Annotated in this window: 18 protein-coding genes and 2 other annotated features; of the genes, 6 read left to right on the top strand and 12 right to left on the bottom strand. The window is 39.6% G+C overall.

What is annotated here, in order from left to right:
- Window positions 1-50: 50 nt before the first annotated feature.
- The gene (locus LC090_RS08535) at window positions 51-854 is read left to right on the top strand and encodes an SDR family NAD(P)-dependent oxidoreductase (RefSeq protein ID WP_226657149.1); all 804 of its coding nucleotides are present in this window, start codon (window positions 51-53) and stop codon (window positions 852-854) included.
- Between the two features lie 74 nt (window positions 855-928).
- On the opposite strand, the gene LC090_RS08530 is transcribed toward LC090_RS08535, so the two are convergent.
- The 9 genes from LC090_RS08530 to LC090_RS08490 all read right to left on the bottom strand — a co-directional run bounded on the left by LC090_RS08530 (window position 929) and on the right by LC090_RS08490 (window position 7,592).
- Window positions 929-1,489, bottom strand: coding sequence for a GNAT family N-acetyltransferase (locus LC090_RS08530; protein ID WP_226657147.1), 561 nt, complete (start codon window positions 1,487-1,489; stop codon window positions 929-931).
- A gap of 115 nt (window positions 1,490-1,604) precedes the next feature.
- Window positions 1,605-1,952 carry a DUF805 domain-containing protein gene (locus LC090_RS08525; protein WP_226657145.1) on the bottom strand — a complete coding sequence of 116 codons (348 nt, stop codon included), beginning with the start codon at window positions 1,950-1,952 and terminating at the stop codon, window positions 1,605-1,607.
- 142 nt (window positions 1,953-2,094) lie between these two features.
- Window positions 2,095-2,640 (bottom strand): GNAT family N-acetyltransferase, encoded by a 546-nt coding sequence (locus tag LC090_RS08520; protein WP_226657143.1) that lies wholly within the window; start codon window positions 2,638-2,640, stop codon window positions 2,095-2,097.
- A gap of 11 nt (window positions 2,641-2,651) precedes the next feature.
- Window positions 2,652-3,290, bottom strand: a complete 639-nt coding sequence (locus tag LC090_RS08515; RefSeq protein ID WP_226657141.1) for an NUDIX hydrolase — start codon at window positions 3,288-3,290, stop codon at window positions 2,652-2,654.
- Between the two features lie 99 nt (window positions 3,291-3,389).
- Complete coding sequence (locus tag LC090_RS08510; RefSeq protein WP_226657139.1) at window positions 3,390-4,130, bottom strand: hypothetical protein; 741 nt, start codon at window positions 4,128-4,130, stop codon at window positions 3,390-3,392.
- Window positions 4,114-4,731, bottom strand: coding sequence for a DUF4166 domain-containing protein (locus tag LC090_RS08505; protein WP_226657137.1), 618 nt, complete (start codon window positions 4,729-4,731; stop codon window positions 4,114-4,116). Before LC090_RS08505 ends, LC090_RS08510 begins: the two co-directional genes overlap by 17 nt.
- Before the next feature lie 11 nt (window positions 4,732-4,742).
- Window positions 4,743-5,648, bottom strand: a complete 906-nt coding sequence (locus LC090_RS08500) for a DoxX-like family protein (protein WP_226657135.1) — start codon at window positions 5,646-5,648, stop codon at window positions 4,743-4,745.
- Between the two features lie 171 nt (window positions 5,649-5,819).
- Window positions 5,820-6,611: an SDR family NAD(P)-dependent oxidoreductase gene (locus tag LC090_RS08495; protein WP_226657133.1), complete on the bottom strand. Its 792-nt coding sequence runs from the start codon at window positions 6,609-6,611 to the stop codon at window positions 5,820-5,822.
- A 12-nt stretch (window positions 6,612-6,623) separates the two neighbouring features.
- Window positions 6,624-7,592 carry an MBL fold metallo-hydrolase gene (locus LC090_RS08490; protein ID WP_226657131.1) on the bottom strand — a complete coding sequence of 323 codons (969 nt, stop codon included), beginning with the start codon at window positions 7,590-7,592 and terminating at the stop codon, window positions 6,624-6,626.
- A gap of 159 nt (window positions 7,593-7,751) precedes the next feature.
- Window positions 7,752-7,964, top strand: a binding site (T-box leader).
- Window positions 7,965-8,002: 38 nt separating this feature from the next.
- On the opposite strand from LC090_RS08490, the gene proC reads away from it, so the two are divergent.
- Entirely contained in the window at window positions 8,003-8,836 is an 834-nt protein-coding gene (proC, locus tag LC090_RS08485; protein WP_425590639.1) for a pyrroline-5-carboxylate reductase, read from the top strand.
- Window positions 8,837-8,924: 88 nt separating this feature from the next.
- On the opposite strand, the gene LC090_RS08480 is transcribed toward proC, so the two are convergent.
- Complete coding sequence (locus LC090_RS08480; RefSeq protein ID WP_226657129.1) at window positions 8,925-9,188, bottom strand: HPr family phosphocarrier protein; 264 nt, start codon at window positions 9,186-9,188, stop codon at window positions 8,925-8,927.
- A gap of 261 nt (window positions 9,189-9,449) precedes the next feature.
- Between LC090_RS08480 and LC090_RS08475 the strand changes: the two genes are divergently transcribed.
- Both LC090_RS08475 and LC090_RS08470 read left to right on the top strand, forming a co-directional pair.
- Window positions 9,450-9,758 (top strand): MerR family transcriptional regulator, encoded by a 309-nt coding sequence (locus LC090_RS08475; protein WP_098444122.1) that lies wholly within the window; start codon window positions 9,450-9,452, stop codon window positions 9,756-9,758.
- A 111-nt stretch (window positions 9,759-9,869) separates the two neighbouring features.
- Complete coding sequence (locus tag LC090_RS08470) at window positions 9,870-10,256, top strand: DUF302 domain-containing protein (protein WP_226657127.1); 387 nt, start codon at window positions 9,870-9,872, stop codon at window positions 10,254-10,256.
- Window positions 10,257-10,609: 353 nt separating this feature from the next.
- Here the strand turns inward: LC090_RS08470 and LC090_RS08465 are convergent, their stop codons facing one another.
- Entirely contained in the window at window positions 10,610-10,933 is a 324-nt protein-coding gene (locus LC090_RS08465) for an MGMT family protein (protein WP_226657124.1), read from the bottom strand.
- 135 nt (window positions 10,934-11,068) lie between these two features.
- Here LC090_RS08465 and LC090_RS08460 point away from each other — a divergent pair, with 135 nt between their 5' ends.
- Together LC090_RS08460 and LC090_RS08455 are read left to right on the top strand one after the other, a co-directional pair.
- Complete coding sequence (locus tag LC090_RS08460; protein WP_226657122.1) at window positions 11,069-12,715, top strand: BCCT family transporter; 1,647 nt, start codon at window positions 11,069-11,071, stop codon at window positions 12,713-12,715.
- A gap of 83 nt (window positions 12,716-12,798) precedes the next feature.
- Window positions 12,799-13,001: a binding site (T-box leader), on the top strand.
- Between the two features lie 71 nt (window positions 13,002-13,072).
- Window positions 13,073-14,416, top strand: coding sequence for a sodium-dependent transporter (locus LC090_RS08455; protein WP_226657120.1), 1,344 nt, complete (start codon window positions 13,073-13,075; stop codon window positions 14,414-14,416).
- Between the two features lie 41 nt (window positions 14,417-14,457).
- Here LC090_RS08455 and LC090_RS08450 read toward each other — a convergent pair whose 3' ends face one another.
- Window positions 14,458-16,500 carry a peptidoglycan D,D-transpeptidase FtsI family protein gene (locus tag LC090_RS08450; protein WP_226657118.1) on the bottom strand — a complete coding sequence of 681 codons (2,043 nt, stop codon included), beginning with the start codon at window positions 16,498-16,500 and terminating at the stop codon, window positions 14,458-14,460.
- Between the last annotated feature and the right edge of the window lie 93 nt (window positions 16,501-16,593).

The raw sequence follows: 16,593 nt of genomic DNA, 5'->3' as shown, positions 1-16,593 counted from the left end.
TAAGTCTTTAAACGGGAAAAAGGGCTAGAACAAAAAAGGAGGAAGAAATCATGACCATTTTTAAAGAAGATGCACTCAAACAAGAACATGTGCTAATCACTGGAGCAACTGGTGGGATTGGATACGAAACGGCAAAAGCCGCTGTTCAAGCAGGGGCTTCCATTACAATCACTGGAAGAAATAAAGAGAAATTAGAAGGGTTAAAGGCCGAATGTGAAAAGTTAGTTGCGGATGCTAAAGTGACCATTCTTCCAGCCGATTTAAACGACGAACAGGATCGTGCGAACCTAATTGAAAATGCGATTAAAGAAAGAGGAGAGATTACCGGATTAGTAAATTCAGCTGGAATTGGTGGCGGCGATACGCTCGATCAATTACACGAAGAAGACCTTCGTAAGGTAATGGAACTCAATTATTTCTCAACGGTTTTATTAACACAGCTCGTTTATAATAAAATGCGTGAAAATAAGAAAAAAGGTTCTATTGTGAACCTCTCTTCTCTGTCCGGACTTCGAGGAACTTTCGGAAACACGGCCTATAGTGCTTCAAAATTTGCGATCACCGGTTTTACTCAGTCCTTTGCACACGAGGCAATTCGAGATGGCATTAGAGTGAACGCCGTCTGCCCTGGATTTGTTGATACAGAAATGGGAAGAAACAGCATTGAGTCAAAAGGGAAAAGAGAAAATAAAAGCTTTGAAGAAGAATTAAAAGCTGTGGAGGAAGCGATGCCTTCAGGACGAATTACACAACCCGAAGAAGTAGCGAACAGCATCGTTTATCTCTTATCAAACGCCTCTGAAAACATTGTTGGGGAATCTTTGAAGATTTCAGGCGGAAGCGTAATGCGCTAAGCAACCATAAAAAAAACGCACGGCTATTCGATCCCCAAAGATCGATCAGCCATGCGTTTTTATTAGCAGTAACTTCAAATGGTACTTGAGTAGATACAAGTATCCGTTATGCGCTCCCCATCAATAGACAAATCATCATTTTTGAGCGTTCCCTCAAGAAGGTAACCTAATCGTTCAGGAATTGCACGACTCCGCTCGTTCTCTCGATCACACTGAATTTCAACTCTTCTACATCCCAAACCCTGATGAGCATATTGAGTAAGTTTTTGAACTGCTTCTGTCATATAGCCATGGCCACTCTGACACGTTGCCATCCAATATCCTATTTCAAGTTTTGGAACATCCCAATCAATGTTATGAAAACCAGTTGAACCTACAAACTCATTTGTTTCTTTCAAAAAAACGAGATACCTTAAATTTTCACGCTTTAAAAACTTAACATGCGCTTCTCTTGTGTTAATTTCCGTCTCTTCAGGAGTTGGTGTTACTCGCGCAAAACCTAGCCATGGTCTTAATTCATCTATGGAAGAGCGAATCGCTTCATTAACTACTTCACCATCACCAGGCTGGGGCATTCTTAACGTTAGTCGTTCTGTTTCAAGAGACGTTTCAACTTCCATTAATATCGGGTTCACAATCATCTCTCCAATGTGTTGAATAATCAAGTTGGATCTATTCTAACTAGACGACTAACCGCCAATCGAATGGATTAGCGGTTTAATGAAATGTCTTTCTTTGAATTTCGACAAACTAAGCTGCTTTTGGATTAGAACCGAATCGATTTTCTTCTCGCTCACTCTCAAGACAAGTGAAAACAAGAATAACAATACTACCAATAAGAGGAATAAGACCAATCAATATCCACCAGCCGCTTCGACCTGTATCATGCAATCTGCGAACTGTTACAGCAAGGCCCGGTAAAAGGATGAATAAAGAATAAATCCCTGTTAAAAATGGAGAAATATCAGCCACCGTTTCTACTAGAGTTAGGACAACTGAGATAATAATGTTAAAAAGAGTAAACATCCAGTATTCTTTACGTCTCGCTCTTCCCTGGAAGTTCACGTAATTCTTTAATACTTTCAAATACCAATTCATACGGCTTCTCCTTTAGCAATTAATTTAAGTTAAATAGAATAATATCATTATACAACTGATAGTATAACACAAAATATGACAATAATAGGCAAAAAATTCATTGATTAGTTAAGTATGAGAATTTTAATGAACCATTTCAAGATTAATGGCTGTTTTGAAACTCTCCTCTCAAGAGACTCATCCTTAGTCGATCGACGTAACATCCTTCTCGGTAGCGATCTTCTCGCAAGATACCTTCTTCCACAAAACCACTGTGTTTGTAAGACTTAATCGCCTTCTCATTATCCATTTCCACTCTGAGCCAAATCTTATTTAAGTTTAATTCAGTAAAACCCCATTCGAGCATCGCATTCATAGCGCTTACGCCATACCCTTTCCCCCAATAGCGTTTATCACCAATGGCAATCCCTAGCTCAGCATGACCGTTTAATCGATCAATATTCTTTAAATCTACCCAACCAATGTGCTTTCCTTCTCCTGTAACGATCGCTCGCTGTTCATATCCGTTTTTTCGATTGATGCATAATTGAATCCAGTTGCTTGTTTCTTCTCGGGTAAACGGTGGATATTTTTCAGGCATATTCAAATGCTTTGTCACTTCTCGATCAAGACACCACTGATAACGATCTTCTACGTCCAAAAGGGAGAGTTCTCTAATCGTTACAAGCGGCAACTGCTTTTGTTCCATACGTATCTCTCCTACTTTCCATGTGTTTGACTGAAGTAATTCTTCATTTCTTTAACAATCGTTTCATAATAAGTGGATTCATGTGGAACAAAATGACGTTTGCTTATTTTTTTCGTCAGGTTCTTTCGTTTCCCATTGTGATTAAACCAAAACCCATCTACATGAAGGTCGGTTTGATTTCCCATCCAGAGATCATAGAACGCATCAAAATCAGCTTCAACGATTCCGGCAACCTCTTCTTTTTGAAGATTAAATGCATCGAACGATTGATCGTATTCAAACAGAAAGATATTTGCGATTTCATTATCAATAAAATCATCTTGCTTGATCGATGCATTCATCACAAGTAAGGGATGCAACTCATCGTAAGAAACGGGAATCCCAAGTTCTTCCTCGATTTCTCTCACTCCGTCATTTACTAATTCATCCTCCATTAAGTGGCCGGCAGCTGTAATATCAAAGAGACCAGGAAAGTCCTTTTTCAAGGAACTTCGAAGCTGCAAATACACTTTTATTTCTCCCTCTTCTCTTCGAACGAACCAGCATTGAAAAACCTCATGCCAGTGGCCAATTCGATGTACCTCATCTCGTGAAGCCGCACCAATTGGGGTTCTATTTTCATCAAATATTCTTACTGTCTCATCCACCATCTTGTAACCTCACTTTGTCTCTCAGCTTATCGTTGTTTGTTTCACTTAAAATTGACTCAATTAATTAACCTTCTAGAACTATCGCTCTCAGTGTCGAACCTACTCCATTACAACTTTATGACGAATCATATAATCAATCGTTAAAAAGGGAATGAAAAAAATCCTCATCTCGTGCTGAGCCTTTAAAGATCCCTCCCCAACCTGCTCAACAAAAAACTCTTCATCAATTGGTAATGAAAATTGTTTATTTTTCGTTGATAAATACGTTCCTGTATCAGCTGTTGAAGTGCGTTTTTTTCTACTAGACAGCTGCAGACTTTTTCCATATTGATTTAATTCAAGAATACCAGTCATTGTAGAAAAAGGGAGTGGTAATCCGATGTTCATATACGTTCTGTCTCCCTTTTTGTGCCAAGAATAAAGGGCAACAAAGCACACTTCTCCATTCACTTTTCTTACCCAGGCTCTTGGCTGAAGTCTTCCATCCATATGCTCATTAACCGAAATAATATCTCCTGTCATTTCGACCGGCTTCCTTGATAATGGAAGGTTGATTTGAAGGATTCTCCGACTAAAAAAGCGATATAACATTGCTAGAGGTTTAAACCATCTATACCATTTTACACTAGCAAACAATCTGTATTCGGTTGTATGTTCATAAAAATGTTTAATTGTTGGAGAGAGGTCATGGCATTCAAGATGGGGTTCATAAATGCTCATGTCGCTCACTAATCCACTGTAAGAAGTAGTATGATCCGCAATTTCTTTCAGAATTTCTTCCCCAACCACTTTCCTTCCTTGTATTTGGCTAACCGGAAAAGAGTTATGATTCGCTCTCACTTGTAAACTCTCCTTCATACGAAAAAACAGTTCCGATAATGGGATTTTTCACCGTCACGTGAATATAAAAGCTTTCTCGATCTTCTAGGTATCGTTCAGTTACAGTCGCTAGACCTTGAAAAAATCGTGGCAAAGGGAGTTCTTTTCGACCGAGCACCATTCTCTGATTCAATGATTGAATCGTCATACTCCCATCATCACCGTTTACCTGAAAAGCAAGATCTGAATATAGTAACGCAGGTTCTCCTAAATAATCTTCTATAATATGCCTTTTCTCATCTAGAGTCATGAGCGCATTAAAGTAACGCGTTTTATGCCCGAAAGAAAACATACGTTGCCAATGGACCTGTTCTTTTCCATCAACCCCGCACCTAAACGTATTTCTAATTTGAAAGGGAATATTGGTTCCTCTCTCAGGAAAAAGGAGTTTCGCCTTAGTACCAAGATAAAATATGGGATAGAGCCATCGAGGACCACCGGAAATCTTCTTCATCACTCCTGTTCCAAAGAAATCATGTTGTTTTGAGAACGTATACCTTTTCTGTAACATCGGATGAAGCTGATAAAAATGCTCGCCTAGTGCTTTTTTATAAATCGACATGACCATGCTCCTTATCTCTTTCGCCTACAATTTTTTGCTGTTGGAATATCACGACAAATCTTCATCCCAATAACAGATAAGACGAACAAACTAACGTTAAATATTAAAGGATTAAATGGATGTGCCAATGCATGTGGAGCAGCTAAAATAGCTGACAATGTTAATAAAGGGAAAGCAATCATTTGAAACTTAAATAACCAGTACCTGTTTCGATAAAACAACCAGATCAAACCAAACAAAATTTCGCCTATCCCCATTACAAAAACAACCACAGAAGCATCAATAGCTTCTGGTAGTAGACTCGTTGCCATAGAGACCTCTTCAGGATGCTTCAGCCATATTTTTGGAACTAGCCCCTGATACATCCAAACGAAACTAAACATAAACGTGATCAGCCAATAGCTAATAAATCGGGTATATTGGGATGCTGGTGATTCTCCTTTCTCTAGCCATCGCTTCAACACATCAAAACTTAAAGCCGTCCCCCACCCAATCATTGGACGGAAGATCGCAGCATCGATCAAAGCACCTAGTCTTCCAAAACGCGTGTCATAATCATATTGGGTTAAAAACGTTACTTTCCCGCTTTCATCGGGTATGTATTTCCAATAACCTTTCCCCTCTGAGATAATCGAAATCTGCTGGTCCGTACCAAAATGCAACGAAGATGTTCTCGATCCGTCCTTGCTATTAAACTCACCAGCGCTTTTCCCCCAACCTTCTACCACTACTCCAATCCCCGTGTTTGTTTTATAGGAAAAGTGTTGCGGATCACTTTCATTTTCTTTCGGTAGGTAGGTGATGGAAGTGAATCGCAGATCCCACTGTTCATGCTGATGGGGTTGCTGAGATGCATCCCATAAATCTTCCATTTCCGTTTCAATTGAAATTTCCACAAAGATTGATTTCCTTTTCATTTTCTCCCCCTGTCAGTTCATCTCTTTCACTTGTGCATCGTATCTTGATTAAGTGTAAACTTCTTTCTTGTTTGAAAACAACACCATTTTCCAAAATAACAGAAAAATACCAATTCTTCAGAAAATGAGCCAATTAAAAAAGAGCATCGTTTTGATGCTCTCTTAATAACCTTACTTTTGGTCAAAAAACTTTCCAGCTACCTTTTCTACAAGCCCTGGGGCCGTGTGATAAAGCTTAGCTCCAGCATTCATCCATTTCGGAAGGTTCACTTCTCGTGCGCCTTTTTCAATAGCAGAAATAATTTCCTGCGATACTTTTTCTGCTGAGAGCATCATCTTTTCTACGTTCTTCGTATAAGTGCCACTACTATCGGCCGTTTCAAAGAAGTTCGTTTTGATTGGACCTGGATTCACCGTCGTCACTTGAATCTTGTGTTCTTTCATTTCCATCCGCAAGCTATTTGAAAATCCGAGTACCGCATGTTTTGAAGCCGAATATCCAGAAGATTTTGGCGTAGCAAGCTTCCCTGCTTGAGAGGCGATATTGACTACGTGCCCCTCTCCTGCAGCGATCATGCCTGGTAGCACATGCGAAGTAAATCGCATGAGTCCAATGACATTCACGTCAAACATTGCTTCAATGTCTTTCATATCGGCATCCACGAACGCTTCAAATTTTCCAAACCCAGCATTATTAATTAAAACATCAATCGGAGGCATCTCTTCCAAAAGCATTGGCAGAACATGATCAACACGCTCTCCGTCCCCAACATCAATTGTCCATACTGCTGGCGCATAAGCTCCGCTCCGTTCGATTAAACGCTTTACTTCCATTAATTTTTCTTCTGAGCGAGCGACAAGAATGAGTTTCGCTCCTTTTTTAGCTAAATCAATCGCTAACTGTTTTCCTATTCCACTTGATGCCCCTGTAATCAGAACGACTTTGTTCTTTAAGTTTTTCATTTGCTTCACCTCTTACGATCGTGATCGATAAACCGTTTTCTCTTTTTCTTTACATTTCACAATAACATGTTCCGACTCAAGATAATCAAGATGTCCGATCGTTTCGGAGAGAGTAAGACCTGTTTGCTTCTTATAAACGCCTGGAAATAATTGCTGACAAACTTCAAAAGCAGTCATAGGTTTATTCTTTAAGAAGGATGCTACCTTCTCCGAACGCTCTTCTTGTTTATGTAGACGTTCTTTGATCAATTCGTCCGGATTTAGAATAGGCTCTCCATGACCGGTATAGACATACTGAAGGTGAGCATCTAACGTTTTACGATAAGAACTTCTCTGTTGAAGAAGTGGCTTAGGTCGCTCCGCCCCTTTTACATATGGTGGTTCAATTAAGGGATTTGATGAAATCTTCTTAATCAGGTGGTCACCCGCTATCATCATCCTCGATTCCTTATGCCATAAGGAAATGTGACTTTGGGCGTGACCTGGCGTTTCCATCACTGTCCAACCGGTACAGCCTGGTACATCATCTCCTTCCGAGAGATGCTGGTCGCATTTCGCTCGGTCTGTATATGCAAGATAGCCACGTGTATCACTTACATGATCGAAATACTGTTCAGGAACTCCAGCTTCACGGTAAATCCCTGTCATAAACGCTTCATTTTCGTTCAAAAAAGAATCGCTCATTTGTAACCATCGGTCGTTCTTCCAATGTCCAAGAACGTTAACTCCCTTTTGCATCATCTTTCCAACAAGGCCGATATGGTCAGGATGATGATGCGTGAGTACCACCTGTTCAATATCTTCTAAAGCTACACCATAGTTCTTTAGTTGCTTCTCAAGTTCTAACTGCGCTTCAGGTGTACGAGGACCAGTATCAACCAGCGTTAAGGCGTCTCCTTTTAACAAAAAACAATTGACCGGACCCACAGCAAATGGAGTCGGAACCGTGATCGACAGGACCTTTTCTTTCGTTAGATTCATATTTACCGCCACCTCTACTTTTCTTTACATCACCTACCTCTATTCTATCGCTGTTCGTTCTCTTTGTCATTATATCGAGATAATTTAATTAGAATTTTCCGACATTTGAGGTTGACATTTTTTTATTTTCATAGCATACTATGTAAAATTAGAATGATTGTATCGGCTTTGAAAGGGATTAGTAAAAGTTCTAGTAAGCGCCAGAGAGAGGGATTCATTGGCTGAAAAGTCCCTTCCCATTACTACTTTGAACCTACCCTCGAGTCCGCTGTAGAAATACAGCCGCTTCCTACGTTATAAGGAACGAGAGGATATCATATGTTGATATCAAAAATAAGGTGGTACCACGGATAACGCCCATTCGTCCTTTTCATAAGGATGAGTGGGCGTTTTATTTGGAAAGGATGAGGATGATGACCAAAAACAACATCGGCTTCATTGGTGCCGGTTCCATTACAGAAGCCATTGTCGAAGGAATGATTTCCGAAAAATTTGTAGAACCTGACGAAATTATGTTAATGAATCGCTCCAATTCACAGCGACTTGAGGAATTAAAAACAACATACAGCGTTCATGTTACTCAAGATATTCAAGAATTGTTACAACAAAACAGAGTGATTATTCTAGCAATGAAGCCAGCTGACGCTCCTGATGCCTTAAGCATGATTCAGCCATATATTCATGAAAACCATTTAATCATTTCCGTTTTAGCAGGGATTACAACCACTTACATTGGAGAAAAAATCTCTACTCCCACTCCAATTGTTCGGGCGATGCCAAATACATCGGCCACTATAGGGCTATCCGCAACAGCTATTACAGGCGGAGCGTTTGCGAGTGAAAACGACTTACTGTTTACGAAGCGACTGTTTCAAACGATTGGAAGCGTTGTGCCTGTACCGGAAGATAAGATGAATGCCGTAACAGGGTTATCTGGTAGCGGTCCAGCTTATTTCTATTACATGGTAGAGTGTATGGAAAAAGCCGCTATTCAAAACGGACTTGAAGAGGAAATAGCACGCGAACTCATCTTGCAAACCATTCAAGGAGCCGCTATGATGCTTCGTCAAACGAAACAGCCAGCAGAACTTTTAAGACAAAAAATCACAAGTTCCGGGGGAACGACTCAAGCAGGAATCGCAACGCTCAAAGCGTATCACTTCGAAGAAGCTCTTTTATCTTGTATTACAGATGCAACGAATCGCTCACAAGATCTAGGGAATCTTTTTCAAAAACAAAAGTAATGTGTATAGCCCGGTCACCTACTGAAATTTCCGGGCTAAACAAAAAGGACGTTTTGTTTAAAATCTTATAGAACCCCTATATTTCTATTCACACACTCTTCTTCTGGACAACCTTACACATTTGTTTTAAGTGAACTAAAGCTTCTTCACTATCTAGTCCCGTCGCAATAATGGTCATTGGTCCAAAATGAGCTGTCAGTCTACCCATACTTAAAATACTCTTCGCATTTAATCGTTTGCCTTCAACCTCTACTATAATGTAACTACTAAAGAGGTTTGCACTTTTTACAAAGTCCATCAAGAAGGCCATCGTAACTTTACTCGTGATCAAAACGGTTTCCTTATATACCATCCTTGCATCCTCCTCAGTATCTAATACAACCGTTTGCACCTTTCTATTTTGACACCCTACACGTATACTCGCAAGGACCTTGGGACCTTTCCTCACACAAACTTTGTATTCTCTGCATAACTTATGTTAGGTATTCTAACATCTTGATCACCAATTATGGTTGACTATGCTATAATGATACCAGATTGCCAGTTTAGAAGACTTCAATAGTATATGTAGCGGTAGCTGCATTATGAATATGAGCATAGGGAGTGACTGGAGATGTCATACAAAGATAAAAAAGTTTTGCCCATCGGATCAGTCAGCGAATTAACAGGGCTATCTTTGAGAAAGATCCGCTACTACGAAGAAAGAGGCCTTATTCTACCTGACCGTTCTGGTGGTGGTACAAGAAAATTCTCGTTTACGGATGTAGAAAAACTAATGGACATCGCAAATCAAATTGAAGACGGTATGCAAACATTTGAAATTAAAAAGCTCTATAAGAAAGAAAAGCAGAAAGATAAAGATAAAATCAGAGATGAAATGATTCGCGGACAGTTAAACGCAGCATTTAAAATGACCAAATAAAGAAAAAAAGCAAGCGATATATTCGCTTGCTTTTTTTAAGGTTTCTTCGTTTAGAATATACGAGGCAGGGTATAAATGAAAACAGAATACTAATGAAAGGAGTTTTGCTCTATGAGTTTCCATTATACAGTTGAAACCTCTAAAACAGTTGACCAGGCAGTTTCTGACTTAAGTGATGAACTGCAAACAGAAAAATTCGGTGTATTATGGGATTTTGATCTGTCCGCTAAGTTGCAAGAAAAAGGAATGGACTTCCAAACCCCTTACCGCGTTCTCGAAGTTTGTAACCCGAAAGAGGCAGAGCGTGTTCTAAATGAAGATAAGTTAGTTGGCTATTTTCTTCCTTGCAAAATCGTTATCTTTGATGATCAAGGGCAGACGAAGATCGGTATGCCAAAACCAACCACTTTGTTAAACTTAACAGGAAAAGACAATCTAAGCGAAATTGGTTATGATATCGAGAAACGCTTAATTTCCTGTATTGAGAAAAGCAAGTAACATTTCTTCCCTATAGACCCTCCTTTCTTTCGTATAAGAAGAGGGTCTTTTTTTACACTTTTGTTCCATTAAATGAATGAATTCGATTACTTTATGCCTAAAATTATTTCACAATAAGGATTTTTCAAGAGCTCCTACATGTAGCTCGGATTCCTCCTAGAAAGACCGCTCAACAAGAGCGCATTTTAGAAAAGCACAAACATATTGGAAAACAAATAGCCCCTTTTACAAAAGTTATGAATGCATCTGCCATCATTCTTATTATCTTAATGACATTGAAGGCTTTTGAATGTGAAATCAGACATTTGAACTAAAAGATTGGCCACCTTTTTTATGGGGTGGCCATCTTTTTTCTATTCTTTTAGTTGTGGATCGTAGCGATATACAGTTAAATCGACTTTTGAATTAGGAAGAAAAACAATCCCTTCCCCTTCTAACATCATCTTTTGATCGATGTAGCCTTCCTCTGTTGGTATGCTAATCTCGCCTTTCGAGTTAATGACACGGTGCCACGGCAGTTTATGCCTTTGACTCATCGCATGTAGAATTCGCACAACTTGTCTTGCTCCACGTGGCTTTCCTGCATATTTTGCAATCTGTCCATAAGTCATGACTCTACCTGGTGGGATTCCTTTAATAATCGAAACAACATCTTCAGTAAATTTCTCCACATTCATCACCTTCTAATCCAACATTCTCTTCCATTAGTATAACAAAACACAGTCTCACTCAAAGAATAAAAACGTTGTATAAAAATGTGGGCATGCTAGAAACTAAGCTTAGTTAGCTATCGTAAAGGAGCTTAAAAGGTTATGGATAAGCGTTTAATTGATTGGCCTACGTTTTTGGGTGCTTTGAGTTTATTGCTACTTGTAACCGTTCCGCTTGTACTTTTTCCTGAAAGCGGAAAGGAATTTGTTAACAAAGCGAATGAGTTCGTGACTACCCAATTTGGGGTGCTCTATTTACTAGTTGGACTCGGTATCTTTTTCTTTTTAATTTATGTCGCCTTTAGTGATAACGGAAGAGTGCGTTTAGGTGAAGAAGACGAGCGTCCGGAATTCAACAATTTTTCTTGGGCAGGGATGCTCTTCTGTGCTGGAATTGGCTCAAGTATTTTATATTGGGGCACAATTGAATGGGCTTATTACTATCAGGGTCCCCCTTTTGGGTTAGAGCCAGGCACGGAAGAAGCGATCCTATGGGCAAGTACATACGGAATCTTCCATTGGGGACCGATCGCATGGGCCATCTATACGCTTCCCGCTTTACCAATGGCATATTTTTACTATGTACGCAAAAAACCAGTCCTAAAAATAAGCGAAGCGACAAGACCGTTAATCGGAAACTTAGTAGATGGGCCTCTCGGAACGATTATCGATGTGCTATTCATGTTTGGTCTGCTTGGGGGAGCAGGAACAACACTAGCACTTGGTACACCAATGATTGCAGAGGGAATAGACGCTCTCACGGGCATTGGCGTAACAATGGTCTTAAAAACGCTGATACTTGTTCTCGTAACAGCCATTTTTGCCATAAGTGCTTATTCAGGATTAAAAAAAGGAATTAAAGTTTTATCGGATATTAACTTAGTTCTCTCCATTTTTCTGCTTCTCTTTGTATTACTGTTTGGCCCAACCCGGTTTCTCGTTGAAACGACAACCAACAGTGTCGGTTTGTTGATGGATAACTTCTTTCATATGAGTACTTGGACGGAACCATTCAATGCTCTTGGTCCATATGATAAAACTGGTTTTCCTGAAAGTTGGACCGTATTTTACTGGGCATGGTGGCTCGTATACGCGCCTTTTGTTGGCCTATTTGTTGCCAAAATATCAAGAGGCCGTTCTATCAAACAAATGATCCTTGGAACCATTAGTTATGGAACCCTTGGAAGTTTATTGTTCTTTGGAATCCTCGGAAATTATGGACTTCATATGCAGTTAACAGGTGAATTTGATGTCATTAAGGTTCTAAATGATGAAGGAGCGCCAAGAGCCATCATCGAAACAATTGGCCAACTTCCCTTATCTTGGTTTATGATTTTCATTTTTGTCGTGTTAGCGATTATTTTTCTCGCGACGACGTTTGATTCAAGCTCATATATTTTAGCCTCCGTTGTTCAAAAAGAGGTGAAGGACGAACCATTGCGCTGGAACCGACTATTTTGGGCATTCGCGCTTTGCCTTATGCCGTTAGTCCTCATGTTTGTTGGGGGACTTGGTACTCTTCAAACCGCAAGTATCGTCGGTGGATTTCCCCTTCTCTTTATTATGATTATGCTTGGTTGGTCTTTTATGCGTGCTTCTACGGCTGATATCAAAGCTTCTGAACATTATGAGCCCAAAACTTTTTCATTAAACTACAAAAAGATTTTACAGTCAATCCGCCGCAAGAAACCGAAACAGAAAAAAGGTCCTGTCGATGCTCATTTTGAAGAGGAGAAGAAAGACGATTAGCTTCACGGATAATTTTTCCATATATAAAATTATATTGACACTTTCAATAGGTCATGATAAAAATTGAATAACTCTATAAATATTGAACTGCTTTGAAGGAAAACAAGTAGCAACCTTTTCCCTATTAAAGAGAGCCGGTGGTTGGTGAGAATCGGTATATAAAAGGACGTGAATTTCATTTCTGGAGCTTCTTTTGCACACGCAAAAGACGGTGAAGATCGTTACACAATGAAGTGGTGAGTTTTCTCACAACCAGGGTGGTACCGCGATAACAATCGTCCCTACGGATAACGTAGGGGCGATTTTTTTGTGGAATAACGGAGTCAGCATTCAATAAATAATGAAAGGAGCATCATCATGAGTCAAAACGAACAGTGGTCTTCAAGACTTGGATTTATTCTCGCTGCAGCAGGATCAGCGATTGGTCTTGGAGCCATATGGAAATTCCCGTACACCGCAGGTCAAAATGGAGGGGGCGCTTTCTTTCTAATCTTTATCTTATTTACGTTGATCCTTGGCCTTCCACTTCTCCTAGCGGAATTTTCAATAGGGCGAACCGCTCAAAGCAACGCAGTAGATTCTTATAAAACCATATCACCGGAATCAAAGTGGTATCGTGTTGGAATTATGGGGATGGTTACTTCTTTCATCTTACTATCCTTTTACAGTGTCATCGGGGGATGGATCATTGCCTATCTGTATAAAGCCATTACAGGAGAGTTAACCGGACTTTCATCCGATGAATACGCGCAAGTATTTGGAACAACGATCTCAAACTCATTTATTAGTATTTTCTCGCAGTTTATTTTCATTATTTTAACTATTCTTGTCGTAGCAAGAGGTGTTGAAAAAGGGATTGAACAAGCAAGTAAAGTCATGATGCCGGCTTTATTTCTTCTCTTCATTATTCTAGTCATTCGAGCCGTTACGCTAGAAGGTTCAATGGAAGGTATATTATTCTTGCTTCAACCTGATTTTTCAAAAGTAACGTCTCAAACCATCTTAGAAGCAATGGGGCAATCTTTCTTCACACTAAGTGTCGGAGTATCGGTTATGGTCACGTATAGTTCTTACTTACCGAAAACGCAAAGCTTACCACGATCTGCTCTTTCAATTGTGGTCATGAACATTTTTATCGTTCTTCTTGCTGGCTTAGCCATCTTTCCTGCAGTCTTCGCTTTCGACCTTGAAGCTGGAGCTGGTCCCGTTCTCTTATTTAATGTGCTTCCGACAGTATTTGGTCAATTACCTTTCGGAATGCTCTTTTTCATTGCCTTTTTAGTTCTATTCTTGTTTGCGGCTTTAACTTCCGCATTCTCAATGCTCGAAATCATTGTTTCAGTTATTTCTAAAGGAGAACTTCAGAAACGAAAAAAGTGGGCCTGGATCATCGGACTTGCCATTTTCGCAGTTGGCATTCCATCAGCTCTCTCATACGGTGTTTTAAGCGATGTCACCTTATTTAATAAAACGATTTTTGATTTAGCTGATTATGCGGTGAGTAATGTTCTACTCCCAATCGGGGCTTTATTAATATCTCTTTTCGTTCCTTTAAAAATGAAAAAATCTGCCCTATATGAAGAATTGAAACGTGGTAGTGGATTAAAGAAAGGCTTGTTCGAAACGTGGTATTTCCTTATTCGTTTCGTCGCACCGCTTCTTATTCTATTCGTTATGCTAGATGTTCTTGGGGTTTGGTAAACAAACAAAAGCCTCGCCGCGATGGCGAGGCTTTTCTTATTTTATTCTTTCTCTTCCGTAGGTGCTACAGGTTTCGGTTCATCTTTCAGATCGAAATAAGCTTTAAATAGCCGCCTTGCAATATCTTTGTTGACTGATTCATTTCGATCACTACTCAAACTTGGAACGACGACAGCTAACGCGATTTCAGGGTTTTCATAAGGAGCATAACCGACAAAAGTTAAATTAAATCCATCAATATTATGATTAGGTCCAAACTTCACTTCAGCGGTACCAGTTTTACCCGCATGAGTAAAATCTACTCCTTTAAAATACTTCGTCGCAGTACCATTGCTGCCATTCGTTACTCGCCACAAGCCATTTTGTACACGAGTAATATCGCTTTGACTCATTTGAATCCGATTCATCACATTTGTATCAAACTGATCCACAATAATATTCGACAAGCCATCGACGTTGGATGCTTCATGAACTTCTTTTAAGAAATGGGGCTGAATTCTTTTCCCGTCGTTTGCAATCGTTGAAATATATTGAGCCATCTGAAGAGGCGTGTACGTATCAAATTGGCCAATCATTAAATCCATCAGGTTACCAATTTGCTGAATACCACCATTAATTCCCGTGGTTTCGATCGGCATATCAATTCCTGTCTTGTTTCCAAGGCCAAATTGATTAAAATGATAGCGAACCTCATTAAATGTATTTGGATCCCATGGTATCCCACTTGTGTTTGGAACATAATCATAACCTGCCATCATCATAGCGATCCTAAACATGTAGACGTTGGAAGATCGTTCTAGCGCTTCGACATCATTCACCCAACCAAGGTTTGCATATGAGGCTTTATCTTTAGTAGCAGGTATAGAAATTGGGGTATCAAATAGGGTTGTTCCGTGACTAATGACTCCCGTTTCATAGCCCGTTAGCACAGATGCTCCTTTTACTGCTGAGCCCATTTCGTATGCTTCTGACAAAGTTCCATACGAATATTCAATATAGTCATTGTCCTTAGAGCTATATTTCGTTCCGCCGAACGCTAATATCTCACCTGTCTCTGGATCCATTCCGATCGCATATGCACGGTCTGCATATGGATTCCCGCGCGCTCTTGCTTTTCTTAATTCTTCTTCAAGAATCGTTTCAAGCTCCTGTTGCAGATCAATATCGACTGTTAAAACTAGATCATTCCCTCTTTTTCCAGGAATCACTTCAGGTTCCCCAATTGGCTTTCCTGATTTGTCCGTAACATATTTCTTCATGGATTTCTGACCTCTTAATAAATCTTCATACTGCTTTTCAAGATAGCTGATGCCAACAAGATCGTTATTATCGTAACCTTTCATCGTATAAGCATCCAATGATTCTTTTGGAATTTGTCCGAGATTACCAAACATCGTTTCCATCGTTTCCTCATAAGGATAGACGCGTTCAGCATCTGGAGATATATCGACACCGGGCAAATCTTCAAGGTTTTCACTAACCTGTGCAATTTCTTCCCGCGTTAACCCTTTTTTTATGGATTGAGAAGAAAGCGCATACCCAGAATCCATTTGTCGCTTGATTGCAGCAATTTTCATTTCATCTTTATCACTCGTAACGTCCTTAAGATCTTCTTCCTTTATGCGATCAATTTGAAGCTGATAAGCCTTTTTAGATTCAAGTTCCTCCCATTCTTCATCCGATAATTTCGCTTTGGCTTTTTCTGGTCTAGTGATAATCCAGAAATCTTTTAAATCGCGTTCCGTCACCTTATCCGTATCCATTTCAATAAATGAAGCTAGTTTGCGAGCCACTTCAAGCCTTTCCTGCTGTGTCGTATTTTGATTTCGTATATACGTTAACGTAAACGTAGGCTCATTATCGACAAGGACTCGTCCATACCGATCATACATTTTCCCTCTCGGAGCAGATGATTTTGCTGTCACATTTTCGGTTTGCTCTGATATCCTTTCAAAATCTTCCCCCTGTACAATTTGAATCATCCCAAGTCTTAGTATAAGAACTGAAAATAATAAAAAAACAAATAGAAATAAAATATTCAGCCGAAACGGCACGTGTGTTTTTTTCATTTTTTCCTTAATCATAGACTATCCCCCGCTCATTTCCTTATCTTCCCAACTATCATAACACAGGATCTTTAGGACTTTTTTCCTTATTAGAAAATATATTCAAACTTT

Source organism: Guptibacillus hwajinpoensis (assembly GCF_020524165.1).
In the GTDB taxonomy this organism is placed as follows: Bacteria; Bacillota; Bacilli; order Bacillales; family Guptibacillaceae; genus Guptibacillus; species Guptibacillus hwajinpoensis_D.
The sequence above is the reverse complement of the archived record's forward strand: the minus strand, read 5'-3'. Positions and strand labels throughout refer to the sequence as shown.

What these genes read in the sequence shown, in the direction of transcription:
- LC090_RS08535 (WP_226657149.1), top strand. Translation starts at nt 51, where the DNA reads ATGACCATTTTTAAAGAAGATGCACTCAAACAAGAACATGTGCTAATC.
- LC090_RS08525 (WP_226657145.1), bottom strand. Translation starts at nt 1,952, where the DNA reads ATGAATTGGTATTTGAAAGTATTAAAGAATTACGTGAACTTCCAGGGA.
- LC090_RS08520 (WP_226657143.1), bottom strand. Translation starts at nt 2,640, where the DNA reads ATGGAACAAAAGCAGTTGCCGCTTGTAACGATTAGAGAACTCTCCCTT.
- LC090_RS08515 (WP_226657141.1), bottom strand. Translation starts at nt 3,290, where the DNA reads ATGGTGGATGAGACAGTAAGAATATTTGATGAAAATAGAACCCCAATT.
- LC090_RS08505 (WP_226657137.1), bottom strand. Translation starts at nt 4,731, where the DNA reads ATGTCGATTTATAAAAAAGCACTAGGCGAGCATTTTTATCAGCTTCAT.
- LC090_RS08500 (WP_226657135.1), bottom strand. Translation starts at nt 5,648, where the DNA reads ATGAAAAGGAAATCAATCTTTGTGGAAATTTCAATTGAAACGGAAATG.
- LC090_RS08495 (WP_226657133.1), bottom strand. Translation starts at nt 6,611, where the DNA reads ATGAAAAACTTAAAGAACAAAGTCGTTCTGATTACAGGGGCATCAAGT.
- LC090_RS08490 (WP_226657131.1), bottom strand. Translation starts at nt 7,592, where the DNA reads ATGAATCTAACGAAAGAAAAGGTCCTGTCGATCACGGTTCCGACTCCA.
- proC (WP_425590639.1), top strand. Translation starts at nt 8,003, where the DNA reads ATGATGACCAAAAACAACATCGGCTTCATTGGTGCCGGTTCCATTACA.
- LC090_RS08480 (WP_226657129.1), bottom strand. Translation starts at nt 9,188, where the DNA reads ATGGTATATAAGGAAACCGTTTTGATCACGAGTAAAGTTACGATGGCC.
- LC090_RS08475 (WP_098444122.1), top strand. Translation starts at nt 9,450, where the DNA reads ATGTCATACAAAGATAAAAAAGTTTTGCCCATCGGATCAGTCAGCGAA.
- LC090_RS08470 (WP_226657127.1), top strand. Translation starts at nt 9,870, where the DNA reads ATGAGTTTCCATTATACAGTTGAAACCTCTAAAACAGTTGACCAGGCA.
- LC090_RS08465 (WP_226657124.1), bottom strand. Translation starts at nt 10,933, where the DNA reads ATGAATGTGGAGAAATTTACTGAAGATGTTGTTTCGATTATTAAAGGA.
- LC090_RS08460 (WP_226657122.1), top strand. Translation starts at nt 11,069, where the DNA reads ATGGATAAGCGTTTAATTGATTGGCCTACGTTTTTGGGTGCTTTGAGT.
- LC090_RS08455 (WP_226657120.1), top strand. Translation starts at nt 13,073, where the DNA reads ATGAGTCAAAACGAACAGTGGTCTTCAAGACTTGGATTTATTCTCGCT.
- LC090_RS08450 (WP_226657118.1), bottom strand. Translation starts at nt 16,500, where the DNA reads ATGATTAAGGAAAAAATGAAAAAAACACACGTGCCGTTTCGGCTGAAT.